The 15,562-nt window shown below is 54.5% G+C and carries 20 protein-coding genes; all 20 read right to left on the reverse strand.

Going from position 1 to position 15,562, the window contains the following annotated elements; all coding sequences use genetic code 11:
- Positions 1-8: 8 nt before the first annotated feature.
- Positions 9-314, reverse strand: coding sequence for a 30S ribosomal protein S14 (gene rpsN / locus AB5I78_RS26225; RefSeq protein WP_003176414.1), 306 nt, complete (start codon positions 312-314; stop codon positions 9-11).
- A gap of 13 nt (positions 315-327) precedes the next feature.
- Positions 328-867, reverse strand: coding sequence for a 50S ribosomal protein L5 (gene rplE, locus AB5I78_RS26230; protein ID WP_003194642.1), 540 nt, complete (start codon positions 865-867; stop codon positions 328-330).
- Positions 868-889: 22 nt separating this feature from the next.
- A complete protein-coding gene (gene rplX, locus AB5I78_RS26235) occupies positions 890-1,204 on the reverse strand; it encodes a 50S ribosomal protein L24 (RefSeq protein WP_007896770.1) in 315 nt (104 codons plus the stop codon).
- A gap of 11 nt (positions 1,205-1,215) precedes the next feature.
- Positions 1,216-1,584 (reverse strand): 50S ribosomal protein L14, encoded by a 369-nt coding sequence (gene rplN, locus AB5I78_RS26240; protein WP_002555479.1) that lies wholly within the window; start codon positions 1,582-1,584, stop codon positions 1,216-1,218.
- A 23-nt stretch (positions 1,585-1,607) separates the two neighbouring features.
- A complete protein-coding gene (rpsQ, locus tag AB5I78_RS26245) occupies positions 1,608-1,874 on the reverse strand; it encodes a 30S ribosomal protein S17 (RefSeq protein ID WP_003176419.1) in 267 nt (88 codons plus the stop codon).
- A gap of 2 nt (positions 1,875-1,876) precedes the next feature.
- Positions 1,877-2,068 (reverse strand): 50S ribosomal protein L29, encoded by a 192-nt coding sequence (gene rpmC, locus AB5I78_RS26250; RefSeq protein ID WP_002555481.1) that lies wholly within the window; start codon positions 2,066-2,068, stop codon positions 1,877-1,879.
- Entirely contained in the window at positions 2,068-2,481 is a 414-nt protein-coding gene (gene rplP, locus AB5I78_RS26255; protein ID WP_003232424.1) for a 50S ribosomal protein L16, read from the reverse strand. The genes rpmC and rplP overlap by 1 nt, the downstream gene beginning before the upstream one ends.
- A gap of 12 nt (positions 2,482-2,493) precedes the next feature.
- On the reverse strand, positions 2,494-3,180 hold the full coding sequence (gene rpsC / locus AB5I78_RS26260; protein WP_003176422.1) for a 30S ribosomal protein S3: 687 nt from the start codon (positions 3,178-3,180) through the stop codon (positions 2,494-2,496).
- A 13-nt stretch (positions 3,181-3,193) separates the two neighbouring features.
- A complete protein-coding gene (gene rplV / locus AB5I78_RS26265; protein ID WP_003103908.1) occupies positions 3,194-3,526 on the reverse strand; it encodes a 50S ribosomal protein L22 in 333 nt (110 codons plus the stop codon).
- A gap of 11 nt (positions 3,527-3,537) precedes the next feature.
- Positions 3,538-3,813 carry a 30S ribosomal protein S19 gene (rpsS, locus tag AB5I78_RS26270; RefSeq protein WP_002555486.1) on the reverse strand — a complete coding sequence of 92 codons (276 nt, stop codon included), beginning with the start codon at positions 3,811-3,813 and terminating at the stop codon, positions 3,538-3,540.
- Between the two features lie 16 nt (positions 3,814-3,829).
- Positions 3,830-4,654: a 50S ribosomal protein L2 gene (rplB, locus tag AB5I78_RS26275; protein ID WP_003210080.1), complete on the reverse strand. Its 825-nt coding sequence runs from the start codon at positions 4,652-4,654 to the stop codon at positions 3,830-3,832.
- 14 nt (positions 4,655-4,668) lie between these two features.
- Positions 4,669-4,968, reverse strand: coding sequence for a 50S ribosomal protein L23 (gene rplW / locus AB5I78_RS26280; protein ID WP_002555488.1), 300 nt, complete (start codon positions 4,966-4,968; stop codon positions 4,669-4,671).
- Positions 4,965-5,567 (reverse strand): 50S ribosomal protein L4, encoded by a 603-nt coding sequence (rplD, locus tag AB5I78_RS26285; RefSeq protein ID WP_017135963.1) that lies wholly within the window; start codon positions 5,565-5,567, stop codon positions 4,965-4,967. Before rplD ends, rplW begins: the two co-directional genes overlap by 4 nt.
- 12 nt (positions 5,568-5,579) lie before the next feature.
- Positions 5,580-6,215 carry a 50S ribosomal protein L3 gene (rplC, locus tag AB5I78_RS26290; protein ID WP_003194649.1) on the reverse strand — a complete coding sequence of 212 codons (636 nt, stop codon included), beginning with the start codon at positions 6,213-6,215 and terminating at the stop codon, positions 5,580-5,582.
- A gap of 81 nt (positions 6,216-6,296) precedes the next feature.
- The gene (gene rpsJ, locus AB5I78_RS26295) at positions 6,297-6,608 is read right to left on the reverse strand and encodes a 30S ribosomal protein S10 (RefSeq protein ID WP_003186070.1); all 312 of its coding nucleotides are present in this window, start codon (positions 6,606-6,608) and stop codon (positions 6,297-6,299) included.
- Positions 6,609-6,767: 159 nt separating this feature from the next.
- Positions 6,768-7,961, reverse strand: coding sequence for an elongation factor Tu (gene tuf / locus AB5I78_RS26300; protein WP_003176426.1), 1,194 nt, complete (start codon positions 7,959-7,961; stop codon positions 6,768-6,770).
- Between the two features lie 30 nt (positions 7,962-7,991).
- Entirely contained in the window at positions 7,992-10,097 is a 2,106-nt protein-coding gene (fusA, locus tag AB5I78_RS26305) for an elongation factor G (RefSeq protein WP_106580215.1), read from the reverse strand.
- A 30-nt stretch (positions 10,098-10,127) separates the two neighbouring features.
- Positions 10,128-10,598, reverse strand: a complete 471-nt coding sequence (gene rpsG / locus AB5I78_RS26310) for a 30S ribosomal protein S7 (RefSeq protein WP_002555493.1) — start codon at positions 10,596-10,598, stop codon at positions 10,128-10,130.
- A 118-nt stretch (positions 10,599-10,716) separates the two neighbouring features.
- Positions 10,717-11,088 (reverse strand): 30S ribosomal protein S12, encoded by a 372-nt coding sequence (gene rpsL, locus AB5I78_RS26315; RefSeq protein WP_002555494.1) that lies wholly within the window; start codon positions 11,086-11,088, stop codon positions 10,717-10,719.
- A 213-nt stretch (positions 11,089-11,301) separates the two neighbouring features.
- Positions 11,302-15,501, reverse strand: a complete 4,200-nt coding sequence (gene rpoC, locus AB5I78_RS26320; RefSeq protein WP_015886137.1) for a DNA-directed RNA polymerase subunit beta' — start codon at positions 15,499-15,501, stop codon at positions 11,302-11,304.
- Positions 15,502-15,562: the final 61 nt, after the last annotated feature.

A 15,562-nucleotide genomic window follows, 5' to 3' on the forward strand; every position in this document is an offset into this window, starting at 1 on the left:
GAAAGTACTTACCAGCTGGCTTTAACCAGACCTGGTACGTCACCACGCATTGCCGCTTCACGCAGTTTGTTACGGCCGAGGCCGAACTTGCGGTAAACGCCGTGTGGACGACCGGTCAGGCGGCAGCGGTTACGCATGCGCGAAGCGCTTGCGTCACGTGGCTGCTTCTGCAGAGCAACTGTAGCTTCCCAACGTGCTTCTGGACTTGCGTTCAGATCAACGATGATTGCTTTCAGTGCTGCACGCTTCTTGGCGTACTTGGCAACCGTGAGCTGACGCTTCAGCTCGCGGTTTTTCATGCTCATCTTGGCCATGGTCCTACTCCAATCAGTTGCGGAACGGGAATTTGAAAGCACGCAACAGGGCGCGACCTTCATCATCGTTCTTGGCAGTGGTGGTCAGGGTGATGTCCAGACCGCGGAGAGCATCGATCTTGTCGTAGTCGATTTCCGGGAAGATGATCTGCTCTTTCACGCCCATGCTGTAGTTACCACGGCCATCGAAGGACTTGGCATTCAGGCCGCGGAAGTCGCGAACCCGAGGCAGGGAGATCGACAGCAGACGATCCAGGAATTCGTACATACGCTCACGGCGCAGAGTCACTTTGACGCCGATCGGCCAACCTTCACGGACTTTAAAGCCAGCGATGGATTTCCGAGCGTAAGTCACAACGACTTTTTGACCGGTGATCTTTTCCAGGTCAGCAACAGCGTGCTCGATGACTTTTTTGTCGCCGATCGCTTCGCCCAGACCCATGTTCAGGGTGATTTTGGTAACGCGCGGAACTTCCATCACGTTCCCGAGCTTAAGTTCTTCCTTAAGCTTGGGGGCGATTTCCTTCCGGTAAATCTCTTGTAGTCGTGCCATGGTCTTATCTACCTAGCAGTGTTCAAGCATCAACCGCTTTTTGGGTCGACTTGAAGACACGAATTTTCTTACCGTCTTCTACTTTGAAACCAACACGATCAGCCTTGTTGGTTTCGCCGTTGAAGATGGCGACGTTAGAAGCGTGCAGTGGCGCTTCTTTCTCGACGATACCGCCTTGTACGCCCGACATCGGGTTAGGCTTGGTATGACGCTTGACCAGGTTCAGACCACCAACGACCAGACGGTCATCAGCAAGAACCTTCAGCACCTTACCGCGCTTACCTTTGTCTTTGCCGGCGATCACGATGATCTCGTCGTCACGACGAATCTTTTGCATGTCGGATCTCCTTACAGCACTTCTGGGGCGAGCGAGACGATCTTCATGAACTTCTCAGTACGAAGTTCACGGGTCACTGGCCCAAAGATACGGGTGCCGATCGGCTCTTGCTTGTTGTTCAGAAGAACAGCAGCGTTGCCATCAAAGCGGATAATGGAGCCATCTGCACGGCGTACGCCGTGACGAGTGCGGACTACAACAGCAGTCATCACTTGGCCTTTTTTCACTTTACCGCGAGGAATTGCTTCCTTGACGGTAACTTTGATGATGTCACCGATACCAGCGTAACGACGATGGGAGCCACCCAGCACCTTGATGCACATAACACGGCGAGCGCCGCTGTTATCGGCCACATCGAGCATGGATTGAGTCTGAATCATATAATTTCTCCGACCCCTAGTCCTTAGACTTCCACAGCGCGTTCGAGAACATCAACCAGTGCCCAAGACTTGGTCTTGGCCAGCGGACGAGTTTCACGAATAGTGACTTTGTCGCCGATGTGGCACTGATTGGTTTCGTCGTGCGCGTGCAGCTTAGTCGAACGCTTAACATATTTACCGTAGATCGGGTGCTTAACGCGACGCTCGATCAAAACGGTGATGGTTTTGTCCATCTTGTCGCTGACAACACGGCCAGTCAGCGTACGGACAGTCTTTTCGGCTTCAGCCATGATCACTTACCTGCCTGCTGGTTGAGCACAGTCTTCACGCGAGCGATGTCACGCTTAACTTGCGAGAGCAGATGAGACTGCCCCAACTGGCCAGTTGCTTTCTGCATACGCAGATTGAACTGGTCGCGCAGCAAGCCGAGCAGTTGCTCGTTCAGCTGCTGTGCGGATTTTTCACGAAGTTCATTCGCTTTCATCACATCACCGTCCGTTTAACAAAGGCGGTGGCGAGCGGCAGCTTTGCAGCAGCCAGGGCAAAAGCCTCACGCGCCAGCTCTTCAGTTACACCCTCGATTTCATACAGGACTTTACCTGGCTGAATCTGGGCTACCCAGTATTCCACGTTACCCTTACCTTTACCCATCCGAACCTCGAGAGGCTTTTTGGAGATCGGCTTGTCCGGGAATACACGGATCCAGATCTTGCCGCCACGTTTTACGTGACGGGTCAGAGCACGACGCGCTGACTCGATCTGACGAGCGGTGAGACGACCACGAGCTACAGACTTCAGCGCGAACTCGCCGAAGCTGACTTTGCTACCGCGCTGTGCCAGACCACGGTTGTGGCCTGTCATCTGCTTGCGGAACTTCGTACGCTTAGGTTGCAACATTTGGCGTACCCCTTACTTAGCAGCTTTTTTACGAGGCGCTGGTGCTTGTGGTTTCAGTTCTTCTTGGCGACCACCAATTACTTCGCCTTTGAAGATCCAAACCTTTACACCGATCACACCGTAAGTGGTGTGAGCTTCGTAGTTGGCATAGTCGATGTCGGCACGCAGGGTGTGCAGTGGCACACGACCTTCGCGATACCATTCAGTACGTGCGATTTCAGCACCGCCGAGACGACCGCTCACTTGGATTTTGATGCCTTTGGCACCAATGCGCATGGCGTTCTGCACGGCGCGCTTCATAGCGCGACGGAACATTACGCGACGCTCCAGCTGCTGAGCTACGCTCTGCGCAACCAGCATACCGTCGAGCTCCGGCTTGCGGATCTCTTCGATATTGATGTGCACAGGCACACCCATTTGCTTGGTCAGGTCCTGACGCAGTTTCTCAACATCTTCACCTTTCTTCCCGATAACGATACCTGGACGAGCGGTGTGGATGGTGATACGTGCAGTTTGTGCCGGACGATGGATATCGATACGGCTTACGGACGCGCTTTTTAGTTTGTCTTGGAGATACTCACGCACCTTCAGATCAGCGAACAAATAGTCCGCATAAGTCCGACCGTCTGCGTACCAGACGGAGGTGTGCTCCTTGACGATTCCCAGGCGAATGCCAATGGGATGTACTTTCTGACCCATCTCTTCGACTCCGTTACTTGTCAGCAACCTTGACAGTGATATGGCAAGACCGCTTGACGATGCGATCAGCACGGCCTTTGGCACGTGGCATGATGCGCTTCAGCGAACGCCCTTCGTTGACGAAAACGGTGCTAACCTTCAGGTCATCAACGTCTGCGCCTTCGTTATGCTCGGCGTTGGCTACGGCCGACTCCAGCACTTTCTTCATGATCTCGGCGGCTTTCTTACTGCTGAAAGCCAACAGGTTGAGCGCTTCGCCCACCTTCTTCCCGCGGATCTGGTCGGCGACCAAGCGGGCTTTCTGGGCGGAGATTCGAGCGCCCGACAACTTAGCGGCTACTTCCATTTCCTTACCCCTTAACGCTTGGCTTTCTTGTCTGCCACGTGCCCACGATAAGTGCGGGTACCGGCAAACTCGCCTAGTTTGTGGCCGACCATGTCTTCGTTAACGAGAACTGGGACGTGTTGACGACCGTTGTGTACTGCGATGGTCAAACCGACCATTTGTGGCAGGATCATCGAACGACGCGACCAGGTCTTAACTGGTTTGCGATCGTTCTTTTCCGCCGCCACTTCGATCTTCTTCAGTAGGTGAAGATCAATAAAAGGACCTTTTTTCAGAGAACGTGGCACTGTCGTATCCCTCTATTTACTTGCGACGACGGACGATCATTTTGTCGGTACGCTTATTACCACGAGTCTTCGCGCCCTTAGTCGGGAAGCCCCATGGCGATACCGGATGACGACCACCAGAGGTACGACCTTCACCACCACCGTGTGGGTGGTCAACCGGGTTCATGGCAACACCACGAACGGTTGGGCGAACGCCACGCCAGCGTTTGGCACCAGCTTTACCCAGCGAACGCAGGCTGTGCTCGGAGTTCGAGACTTCACCCAGGGTCGCGCGGCATTCAGCCAGCACTTTACGCATCTCACCAGAACGCAGACGCAGGGTCACGTAGACACCTTCACGAGCGATCAGCTGAGCCGAAGCACCAGCGGAACGAGCGATTTGCGCGCCTTTACCTGGCTTCAATTCGATGCCGTGTACGGTGCTACCAACTGGAATGTTGCGCAGTTGCAGAGCGTTGCCCGGCTTGATCGGTGCCAAAGCACCTGCAATCAGCTGGTCGCCAGCGCTCACGCCTTTAGGGGCGATGATGTAGCGACGCTCGCCATCTGCGTACAGCAGCAGAGCGATGTGAGCAGTACGGTTTGGATCGTATTCGATACGCTCGACAGTGGCAGCGATGCCATCTTTGTCGTTGCGACGGAAGTCGACCAGACGATAATGCTGCTTATGGCCACCACCGATGTGACGAGTGGTAATACGACCATTGTTGTTACGACCACCAGTCTTCGATTTCTTCTCGAGCAGCGGTGCGTGAGGAGCGCCTTTATGCAGCTCCTGGTTGACCACCTTGACCACAAAACGGCGGCCAGGGGAAGTCGGTTTGCATTTAACGATTGCCATGATGCACCCCTTCCTTACTCAGCACTGCTGCTGAAATCGAGATCTTGGCCTGGCTGAAGGGAGATAACTGCCTTCTTCCAGTCATTACGCTTGCCCAGACCGCGAGCAGTGCGCTTGCTCTTACCCAGAACATTCAGGGTAGTAACACGCTCAACTTTCACGCTGAACAGGCTTTCGACGGCCTTCTTGATTTCCAGCTTGGTTGCGTCAGTTGCAACCTTGAAAACGAACTGGCCTTTCTTGTCAGCCAGAACCGTAGCCTTTTCGGAAACGTGCGGGCCAAGCAGAACTTTAAATACGCGTTCCTGGTTCATCCCAGCAGCTCCTCGAATTTCTTCACGGCCGACACGGTGATCAACACCTTGTCGTATGCGATCAGACTAACTGGATCGGAACCTTGCACGTCACGTACATCAACGTGTGGCAGGTTACGAGCAGCCAGGTACAGGTTCTGATCAACAGCTTCAGACACGATCAAAACGTCGGTCAGGCTCATGTTGTTCAGTTTGCCCAGCAGATCTTTGGTTTTTGGACTTTCAACAGCGAAGTCCTGAACCACGACCAGACGATCAGTACGCACGAGTTCAGCAAGGATGGAGCGCAGTGCTGCGCGGTACATCTTCTTGTTGAGCTTCTGAGTGTGATCCTGAGGACGAGCTGCGAAAGTGGTACCGCCGCCACGCCAGATTGGGCTACGGATAGTACCGGCACGAGCACGGCCAGTACCTTTCTGACGCCAAGGGCGCTTACCGCCACCACGTACGTCGGAACGGGTCTTTTGCTGCTTGCTACCTTGACGGCCGCCGGCCATGTAGGCCACGACTGCTTGGTGAACCAGCGTCTCGTTGAATTCGCCGCCAAATGTCAGTTCGGAAACTTCGATCGCTTGAGCGTCATTTACATTTAATTGCATGTCAGCTTCCCCTTAACCGCGAGCCTTGGCCGCTGGACGTACAACCAGGTTGCCGCCAGTAGCGCCAGGAACAGCACCCTTGACCAACAACAGATTGCGTTCAGCGTCGACGCGCACTACTTCGAGGGACTGCACGGTCACGCGCTCAGCGCCCATATGACCGGACATTTTTTTGCCCTTGAATACACGACCAGGAGTCTGGCACTGGCCAATAGAGCCCGGGACGCGGTGGGAAACGGAGTTACCGTGAGTGTTGTCTTGACCACGGAAATTCCAACGCTTGATCGTACCCTGGAAGCCTTTACCTTTGGACTGACCGGTTACATCAACCAGTTGACCAGCGGCGAAGATTTCAGCGTTGATCAGATCGCCAGCCTGGTAGTCGCCGTCTTCGAGACGGAACTCCATAACAGTGCGACCAGCTGCAACGTTTGCTTTAGCGAAGTGACCTGCTTGAGCAGCAGTCACGCGCGAAGCACGACGCTCGCCGACAGTGACTTGCACTGCACGATAGCCATCGGTTTCTTCAGTTTTGAACTGGGTGACGCGATTCGGCTCGATCTCAATGACCGTGACCGGAATGGAGACACCTTCTTCGGTGAAAATACGGGTCATACCGCATTTACGACCGACTACACCAATAGTCATGTTGTAAACCTCATGAGTGTACGGGGCTTTCACCCGCTATGGCCGCCCATTTCAGAGCGTTACACGACTAAGACCCAAGTCTTAGCCGAGGCTGATCTGTACTTCCACACCGGCCGCCAGATCGAGCTTCATAAGTGCATCAACGGTTTTATCCGTTGGCTGGACGATGTCCAGTACGCGCTTATGAGTACGGATCTCGTACTGGTCACGCGCGTCTTTGTTGACGTGCGGGGAGACCAGAACGGTGAACCGCTCTTTACGGGTAGGCAGTGGAATTGGACCACGCACTTGAGCACCAGTACGTTTCGCGGTTTCCACGATTTCCTGGGTGGATTGGTCGATCAGGCGATGGTCAAAAGCCTTCAACCTGATACGGATTTGCTGATTTTGCATTGGATTTCAGACTCCGGCTGCTATTCCCAGCGAGCGCAATACGCCCGTTAAAAGGAGGCGCAATTCTATAGACGGCCCAGATAGGTGTCAACCCAATAAAAAAGGCCCCCGCTGAGCGGGGGCCTCTTCAAAACATCAAGGCTATCTCAGAAGAGATAATTACTCGATGATTTTAGCTACAACGCCAGCACCAACGGTACGGCCGCCTTCACGGATAGCGAAGCGCAGACCGTCTTCCATTGCGATGGTTTTGATCAGGGTAACAACCATTTTGATGTTGTCGCCTGGCATAACCATTTCAACGCCTTCCGGCAGTTCGCAGTTACCAGTCACGTCAGTAGTACGGAAGTAGAACTGTGGACGGTAGCCTTTGAAGAACGGAGTGTGACGACCGCCTTCTTCTTTGCTCAGCACGTACACTTCAGCTTCGAACTTGGTGTGCGGCTTAACCGAACCTGGCTTAACCAGAACCTGGCCACGCTCAACGTCGTCACGCTTGGTACCACGCAGCAGAACGCCGCAGTTCTCGCCAGCACGACCTTCGTCGAGCAGCTTACGGAACATTTCAACACCGGTGCAGGTGGTGACGGTAGTGTCACGCAGACCAACGATTTCCAGTGGATCTTGAACCTTAACGATACCGCGCTCGATACGACCAGTTACAACAGTACCGCGACCGGAGATCGAGAATACGTCTTCGATTGGCATCAGGAACGGCTTGTCGATAACACGAACTGGATCTGGGATGTAGCTGTCCAGAGTTTCAACCAGTTTACGAACGGACGTGGTGCCCATTTCGTTATCGTCTTTGCCTTCCAGAGCCATACGAGCAGAACCGATGATGATCGGAGTGTCGTCGCCTGGGAAGTCGTAAGTGCTCAGCAGATCGCGCACTTCCATCTCAACCAGTTCCAGCAGCTCAGCGTCGTCTACCAGGTCAGCCTTGTTCAGGTAAACCACGATGTACGGAACGCCTACCTGACGGGACAGCAGGATGTGCTCACGGGTTTGTGGCATCGGACCATCAGCGGCCGAGCAAACCAGGATAGCGCCGTCCATCTGAGCAGCACCGGTGATCATGTTCTTCACATAGTCAGCGTGACCTGGGCAGTCAACGTGAGCGTAGTGACGGATCAGCGAGTTGTATTCAACGTGCGCGGTGTTGATGGTGATACCACGAGCTTTCTCTTCTGGTGCGCTGTCGATTTTATCGAAATCAACGATTGCGGAACCGAATACTTCGGAGCAAACGCGAGTCAGAGCAGCAGTCAGAGTGGTTTTACCGTGGTCAACGTGACCGATGGTGCCAACGTTGACGTGCGGTAGGGAACGATCAAATTTTTCTTTAGCCACGACAATTAACTCCTTGCCTAAAGGACTGAATCAGCCTTGTTTTTTGGATACAGTTTCAGCGATGTGCGCCGGAGCTGTGTTGTATTTTTTGAATTCCATAGAGTAGCTTGCGCGACCCTGAGACATGGAGCGAACGTCGGTCGCATAACCGAACATCTCACCCAACGGAACCTCGGCGCGAATCACTTTGCCGGAAACCGTGTCTTCCATACCCAAGATCATGCCGCGACGACGGTTAAGGTCGCCCATGACATCACCCATATAGTCTTCAGGTGTAACAACTTCTACCGCCATGATTGGCTCAAGCAACTCACCACCGCCCTTCTGGGCCAGTTGCTTGGTTGCCATGGAAGCAGCCACCTTAAACGCCATCTCGTTGGAGTCGACGTCGTGGTAAGAACCGTCAAAAACGGTTGCTTTCAGGCCGATCAGCGGATAGCCGGCAACAACACCGTTCTTCATCTGCTCTTCGATACCCTTCTGGATAGCCGGGATGTATTCCTTAGGAACAACACCACCAACTACTTCGTTCACGAATTGCAGACCTTCCTGACCTTCGTCAGCAGGAGCAAAACGGATCCAGCAGTGACCGAACTGACCACGACCGCCGGACTGACGAACGAACTTGCCTTCGATTTCACAGTTCTTCGTGATGCGCTCACGATAGGAAACCTGAGGCTTACCGATGTTGGCTTCGACGTTGAACTCACGGCGCATCCGGTCAACCAGGATGTCCAGGTGCAGCTCGCCCATGCCGGAGATGATCGTTTGACCAGTCTCTTCATCAGTCTTGACGCGGAAAGATGGATCTTCCTGAGCAAGTTTGCCCAGAGCGATACCCATTTTTTCCTGGTCATCCTTGGTCTTAGGCTCTACGGCAACCGAAATAACCGGCTCCGGGAAGTCCATGCGAACCAGGATGATTGGCTTAGCAGCGTCGCACAAAGTCTCACCCGTGGTGACGTCCTTCATGCCGATCAGGGCCGCGATGTCACCAGCGCGTACTTCCTTGATCTCTTCACGGGCGTTTGCGTGCATTTGCACCATACGACCCACGCGCTCTTTCTTACCTTTAACCGAGTTGATCACGCCGTCACCGGATGCCAACACGCCCGAGTAAACGCGGACGAAGGTCAAGGTACCCACGAATGGGTCGGTAGCGATCTTGAACGCCAGGGCCGAGAACGGCTCGCTGTCGTCTGCATGACGCTCCATTTCCTCTTCCTCGTTATCAGGGTTGGTACCCTTGATAGCAGGAATGTCGGTTGGAGCAGGCAGGTAGTCGATCACAGCATCGAGAACCAGGGGAACGCCCTTGTTCTTGAACGAAGAACCGCAAACAGCCAAGACGATCTCACCAGCGATAGTACGCTGACGCAGAGCGGCCTTGATTTCCGCGTTGGTGAGTTCTTCACCTTCGAGGTACTTGTTCATCAGCTCTTCGCTGGCTTCGGCAGCAGCCTCAACCATGTTGTTGCGCCACTCGTCAGCCAGCTCCTGCAGTTCTGCAGGGATAGGCTTACGAACAGGAACCATACCTTTGTCGGAATCATTCCAGTAAACAGCTTCCATGTTGATCAGGTCGATCTGACCCTGGAAGTTGTCTTCGGAACCGATAGCCAATTGGATTGGCACCGGAGTATGACCCAGACGCTGCTTGATCTGACCGATCACGCGCAGGAAGTTAGCACCAGCACGGTCCATCTTGTTTACGTAAACAAGACGAGGAACGCCGTATTTGTTGGCTTGACGCCATACGGTTTCCGACTGAGGCTCAACACCCGAGGTACCGCAGAACACAACGACAGCGCCGTCGAGTACACGCAGGGAACGCTCAACTTCAATGGTGAAGTCTACGTGGCCCGGGGTATCGATTACGTTGAAGCGGTGCTCGTCTTTGTACTGCTTCTCGGAACCTTTCCAGAAGGCGGTAATAGCAGCAGAAGTAATGGTAATACCACGCTCCTGCTCCTGAACCATCCAGTCTGTGGTCGCGGCGCCGTCATGCACCTCGCCCATTTTGTGACTTTTGCCGGTGTAAAACAGTACGCGCTCGGTGGTGGTGGTTTTACCAGCATCCACGTGAGCAACGATACCGATGTTACGGTAGCGGCTAATCGGAGTAGTACGAGCCATAAAGCCCTCGCAAAATTAGTGAAGCTAAGATTAGAAGCGGTAGTGCGAGAAAGCTTTGTTAGCTTCAGCCATACGGTGCACGTCTTCACGCTTCTTAACAGCAGCACCTTTACCTTCAGCAGCGTCCAACAGTTCGCCAGCCAAACGCAGAGCCATAGACTTCTCGCCGCGCTTACGGGCGAAGTCTACCAACCAGCGCATTGCCAGAGCGTTACGACGGGACGGACGAACTTCGACCGGAACCTGGTAAGTAGCACCGCCTACACGGCGCGACTTCACTTCGACCAGCGGAGCGATGGCGTCGAGAGCTTTCTCGAAGATTTCCAGGGGGTCGCTGTTCTTGCGTTCTTTAACCTTTTCCAGCGCGCCATAAACGATACGCTCGGCAACGGCTTTCTTGCCGCTTTCCATCACGTGGTTCATGAACTTGGCCAGAATTTGGCTTCCGTATTTTGGATCGTCAAGCACTTCGCGCTTGGCTGCTACGCGTCTTCTTGGCATGGATAAGCCCTCAAACGGTCTTCAGGTTCGCTCGGAATCAGTGCCCTTTCGGGACGCCTCCGACCTTACTCTTATCGACTCAGAAAATAAGATGATTCAGTTTTACAAAAAGCCGCTACTACTTAGGCTTCTTGGTACCGTACTTCGAACGACCCTGGTTACGACCTTTAACGCCGGAAGTATCCAAGGAGCCGCGTACGGTGTGGTAACGAACACCTGGCAAGTCTTTTACACGACCGCCGCGGATCAGTACCACGCTGTGCTCTTGCAGGTTGTGGCCTTCACCGCCGATGTACGAGGAAACCTCGAAACCGTTGGTCAGGCGCACACGGCATACTTTACGCAGTGCCGAGTTAGGTTTTTTCGGCGTAGTGGTATACACGCGAGTGCATACGCCACGACGTTGCGGGCAGTTCTGCAGCGCAGGTACGTCGGATTTCTCGACGATACGCTTACGCGGCTGACGTACCAGCTGGTTGATAGTTGCCATCTACTAGCTCCACTGTTGTCTTGCGACGCTATTGTCTTGCAAGAAAAGCAAAATGGCAGGAACGAATTCCCGCCAAATTTAGGGTAAAAGAGTCTAAAGAGGATCTTGTCCCCAGTCAAGGCAAGGCCCCGACCTCCCCTCTCATCGAACCGGGCAAAATTGCCTCGATCCGACGAATGGGGCTGCCAGGCCCAGACTTATTTACCGCAGAACTCAGTTACCGCTTGAGTTCAGCGCTTCGGTCAGTGCAGCTTCCACTTCACTGGCGCTTACGCGCAGCGGTTTGTCAGCATCACGGCGGCGCTTGCGCTCGCTGTGGTAAGCCAAACCGGTACCTGCCGGGATCAAACGACCCACGACCACGTTTTCTTTCAGGCCGCGCAGGTAATCGCGCTTGCCGGTTACCGCTGCTTCGGTCAGTACGCGAGTGGTCTCCTGGAAGGAGGCCGCCGAGATGAACGACTCAGTGGACAACGACGCCTTGGTGATACCCAGCAACACACGAGTGAACTTGGAGACAAATTTGTCTTCCGCGCCCAGACGTTCGTTTTCTACCAGTACGTGAGTCAGTTCCATCTGGTCGCCCTTGATGAAACTGGAATCGCCGGATTCAGCGATTTCAACTTTACGCAGCATCTGACGCAGGATGGTCTCGATGTGCTTATCGTTGATCTTCACGCCTTGCAGACGGTAAACGTCCTGGATCTCGTTAACGATGTACTTGGCCAGCGCACTCACACCCAGCAGACGCAGGATGTCGTGTGGATCGCTTGGGCCGTCGGAGATAACTTCGCCGCGGTTTACCTGTTCGCCTTCGAAGACGTTCAGGTGACGCCACTTCGGAATCAGCTCTTCATACGGATCGCTACCGTCGTTCGGGGTAATGACCAGACGGCGCTTGCCCTTGGTCTCTTTACCGAACGCGATGGTGCCGCTGACTTCAGCCAGAATCGACGCTTCCTTCGGACGACGAGCTTCGAACAAGTCGGCAACACGCGGCAGACCACCGGTGATGTCACGGGTCTTCGAAGTTTCTTGCGGGATACGCGCGATAACATCACCGATCGCGATCTTCGCACCATCCGCTACACCGACCAGGGCGTTGGCTGGCAGGAAGTACTGAGCGATTACGTCAGTGCCTGGCAGCAACAAGTCCTTGCCGTTGTCATCAACCATCTTCACAGCAGGACGGATATCTTTGCCTGCAGCTGGACGGTCTTTGGCGTCGAGTACTTCAATGTTGGTCATACCGGTCAATTCGTCAGTCTGACGCTTGATCGTGATGCCTTCTTCCATGCCCACGTAGGTCACGGTACCTTTCATTTCGGTAACGATTGGGTGAGTGTGCGGATCCCACTTGGCCACGATTGCGCCAGCGTCGACCTTGTCACCTTCTTTAACCGAGATCACAGCACCGTACGGCAGCTTGTAACGCTCACGCTCACGACCGTAGTCATCAGCGATTGCCAGCTCACCGGAACGGGACACAGCAACCAAGTGACCATCCACTCGCTCAACGTGTTTCAGGTTGTGCAGACGGACGGTACCGCCATTCTTCACCTGAACGCTGTCGGCTGCGGAGGTCCGGCTTGCCGCACCACCAATGTGGAACGTACGCATGGTCAGCTGGGTACCCGGCTCACCGATGGACTGGGCAGCGATAACGCCGACCGCTTCACCGATGTTCACCTGGTGACCACGAGCCAAGTCACGGCCGTAGCACTTGGCACAAATGCCGTAGCGGGTTTCGCAGCTGATCGGCGAGCGAACAATCACTTCGTCGATGCTGTTGAGTTCGATGAACTCGACCCACTTCTCGTCTACCAGAGTGCCGGCAGGAACGATAATTTCCTCGGTACCTGGCTTGAATACGTCACGGGCGATTACTCGACCCAGTACGCGCTCACCCAACGGCTCTACAACGTCGCCGCCTTCGATGTGCGGAGTCATCAGCAGACCGTGTTCGGTGCCGCAGTCAACTTCAGTCACAACCAAGTCTTGTGCGACGTCTACCAGACGACGTGTCAGGTAACCGGAGTTAGCGGTTTTCAACGCGGTATCCGCAAGACCCTTACGAGCACCGTGAGTGGAGATGAAGTACTGAAGTACGCTCAAACCTTCACGGAAGTTCGCAGTAATCGGCGTCTCGATGATGGAACCGTCCGGCTTGGCCATCAGGCCACGCATACCGGCGAGCTGACGGATCTGCGCAGCAGAACCCCGTGCGCCCGAGTCGGCCATCATGTACATCGAGTTGAACGACTCTTGATCGACTTCTACGCCATGACGGTCGATAACCTTCTCTTTCGAGAGGTTAGCCATCATCGCCTTCGACACTTCGTCGTTGGCCTTGGACCAAAGGTCGATCACTTTGTTGTACTTCTCGCCCTGGGTTACCAGGCCGGAGGCGTACTGGCTCTCGATTTCTTTCACTTCATCGGTAGCAGCACCGATGATCTGAGCTTTTTCATCCGGGATAACGAAGTCGTTAACACCGATGGAAACGCCGGAAATAGTCGAGTAAGCAAAACCGGTGTACATCAACTGGTCAGCGAAGATCACGGTCTCTTTCAAACCAACCACGCGGTAGCACTGGTTGATCAGCTTGGAGATCGCCTTTTTCTTCATCGGCAGGTTGACAACGTCATACGACAGACCTTTTGGCACAACTTGATACAACAGCGCACGGCCGACAGTGGTGTCGACGATACGGGTGTTGGTCACGCTGCCGCCGTCACGGTCGTTGACGGTCTCGTTGATCCGCACTTTGACCTTGGCGTGCAGTGCGGCTTCGCCGGCACGGAACACACGGTCAACTTCTTGCAGGTCAGCGAACACACGACCTTCGCCTTTGGCGTTGATCGCTTCACGGGTCATGTAGTACAGACCCAATACAACGTCCTGCGACGGAACGATGATTGGCTCACCGTTGGCTGGCGACAGAATGTTGTTGGTCGACATCATCAACGCACGCGCTTCCAACTGAGCTTCCAGTGTCAGCGGTACGTGCACGGCCATTTGGTCGCCGTCGAAGTCGGCGTTGTACGCAGCACAGACCAGAGGGTGCAGCTGGATAGCCTTACCTTCGATCAGTACCGGTTCAAACGCCTGGATACCCAGACGGTGAAGGGTCGGTGCACGGTTGAGGAGAACCGGGTGTTCGCGAATCACTTCAGCGAGAACGTCCCAAACCTCTGGCAGTTCGCGCTCAACCATTTTCTTGGCCGCTTTGATGGTGGTCGCGAGACCGCGCATTTCCAGCTTGCCGAAGATGAATGGCTTGAACAGCTCAAGTGCCATCTTCTTAGGCAGACCGCACTGGTGCAGACGCAGGGTCGGGCCTACGGTAATTACCGAACGACCGGAGTAGTCAACACGCTTACCGAGCAAGTTCTGACGGAAACGACCTTGCTTACCCTTGATCATGTCAGCCAGGGATTTCAGAGGACGCTTGTTCGAACCGGTGATAGCGCGGCCACGACGACCGTTGTCGAGCAAGGCATCGACAGCTTCTTGCAACATACGCTTTTCGTTGCGCACGATGATGTCCGGAGCGGACAGATCGAGCAGACGCTTCAAGCGGTTGTTACGGTTGATCACACGGCGGTACAGGTCGTTGAGGTCGGAAGTCGCGAAGCGACCGCCATCCAACGGTACCAGCGGACGCAGGTCTGGCGGCAGAACCGGCAGAACGGTCAGCACCATCCACTCTGGCAAGTTGCCGGAACCCTGGAAGGCTTCCATCAACTTCAGACGCTTGGACAGTTTCTTGATTTTGGTTTCGGAGTTGGTTTGCGGAATTTCTTCACGCAGACGGCCAATCTCGTGCTCCAGATCGATAGCGTGCAGCAGTTCACGGACAGCTTCGGCACCCATGCGGGCATCGAAATCGTCGCCGAACTCTTCCAGCGCTTCGAAGTACTGCTCGTCGTTCAGCAGCTGACCTTTTTCAAGGGTGGTCATGCCTGGATCGATAACGACATAGCTCTCGAAGTAGAGAACGCGCTCGATATCACGCAGGGTCATGTCCATCAGCAAGCCGATACGGGACGGCAGCGATTTCAGGAACCAGATGTGGGCAACCGGCGAAGCCAGTTCGATGTGCGCCATGCGCTCACGACGAACTTTGGCCAGCGCGACTTCAACGCCGCACTTCTCGCAGATCACACCGCGGTGCTTCAAGCGCTTGTACTTACCGCACAGGCACTCGTAATCCTTTACCGGGCCAAAGATCTTGGCGCAGAACAGGCCGTCACGCTCAGGTTTGAACGTACGGTAGTTGATGGTTTCCGGCTTTTTAACTTCACCGAACGACCACGAACGGATCATCTCAGGCGATGCCAATCCAATACGGATGGCGTCGAACTCTTCGACTTGACCCTGGTTTTTCAGCAAATTCAGTAGGTCTTTCAAGGCCTTTCCTCCTGGCGGAGCAGAGAGCGGGCTAAACAGCCCCGCTCTCGATTCGCGTCAC

The sequence above is a fragment of the Pseudomonas sp. N2-3-1-14 genome (genome assembly GCF_041228395.1).
Classification (GTDB): domain Bacteria; phylum Pseudomonadota; class Gammaproteobacteria; order Pseudomonadales; family Pseudomonadaceae; genus Aquipseudomonas.

Bases quoted from the DNA above. Each gene is read 5' to 3' on its own strand.
- rplP (WP_003232424.1), bottom strand. From the start codon at position 2,481: ATGTTGCAACCTAAGCGTACGAAGTTCCGCAAGCAGATGACAGGCCAC.
- rpsJ (WP_003186070.1), bottom strand. From the start codon at position 6,608: ATGCAAAATCAGCAAATCCGTATCAGGTTGAAGGCTTTTGACCATCGC.
- rplX (WP_007896770.1), bottom strand. From the start codon at position 1,204: ATGCAAAAGATTCGTCGTGACGACGAGATCATCGTGATCGCCGGCAAA.
- rplE (WP_003194642.1), bottom strand. From the start codon at position 867: ATGGCACGACTACAAGAGATTTACCGGAAGGAAATCGCCCCCAAGCTT.
- rpsN (WP_003176414.1), bottom strand. From the start codon at position 314: ATGGCCAAGATGAGCATGAAAAACCGCGAGCTGAAGCGTCAGCTCACG.
- rplC (WP_003194649.1), bottom strand. From the start codon at position 6,215: ATGACTATTGGTGTAGTCGGTCGTAAATGCGGTATGACCCGTATTTTC.
- rplD (WP_017135963.1), bottom strand. From the start codon at position 5,567: ATGCAATTAAATGTAAATGACGCTCAAGCGATCGAAGTTTCCGAACTG.
- rplV (WP_003103908.1), bottom strand. From the start codon at position 3,526: ATGGAAGTAGCCGCTAAGTTGTCGGGCGCTCGAATCTCCGCCCAGAAA.
- rplW (WP_002555488.1), bottom strand. From the start codon at position 4,968: ATGAACCAGGAACGCGTATTTAAAGTTCTGCTTGGCCCGCACGTTTCC.
- fusA (WP_106580215.1), bottom strand. From the start codon at position 10,097: ATGGCTCGTACTACTCCGATTAGCCGCTACCGTAACATCGGTATCGTT.
- rpmC (WP_002555481.1), bottom strand. From the start codon at position 2,068: ATGAAAGCGAATGAACTTCGTGAAAAATCCGCACAGCAGCTGAACGAG.
- rplN (WP_002555479.1), bottom strand. From the start codon at position 1,584: ATGATTCAGACTCAATCCATGCTCGATGTGGCCGATAACAGCGGCGCT.
- rpsL (WP_002555494.1), bottom strand. From the start codon at position 11,088: ATGGCAACTATCAACCAGCTGGTACGTCAGCCGCGTAAGCGTATCGTC.
- rpsG (WP_002555493.1), bottom strand. From the start codon at position 10,598: ATGCCAAGAAGACGCGTAGCAGCCAAGCGCGAAGTGCTTGACGATCCA.
- rpsC (WP_003176422.1), bottom strand. From the start codon at position 3,180: ATGGGTCAGAAAGTACATCCCATTGGCATTCGCCTGGGAATCGTCAAG.
- rpsQ (WP_003176419.1), bottom strand. From the start codon at position 1,874: ATGGCTGAAGCCGAAAAGACTGTCCGTACGCTGACTGGCCGTGTTGTC.
- rplB (WP_003210080.1), bottom strand. From the start codon at position 4,654: ATGGCAATCGTTAAATGCAAACCGACTTCCCCTGGCCGCCGTTTTGTG.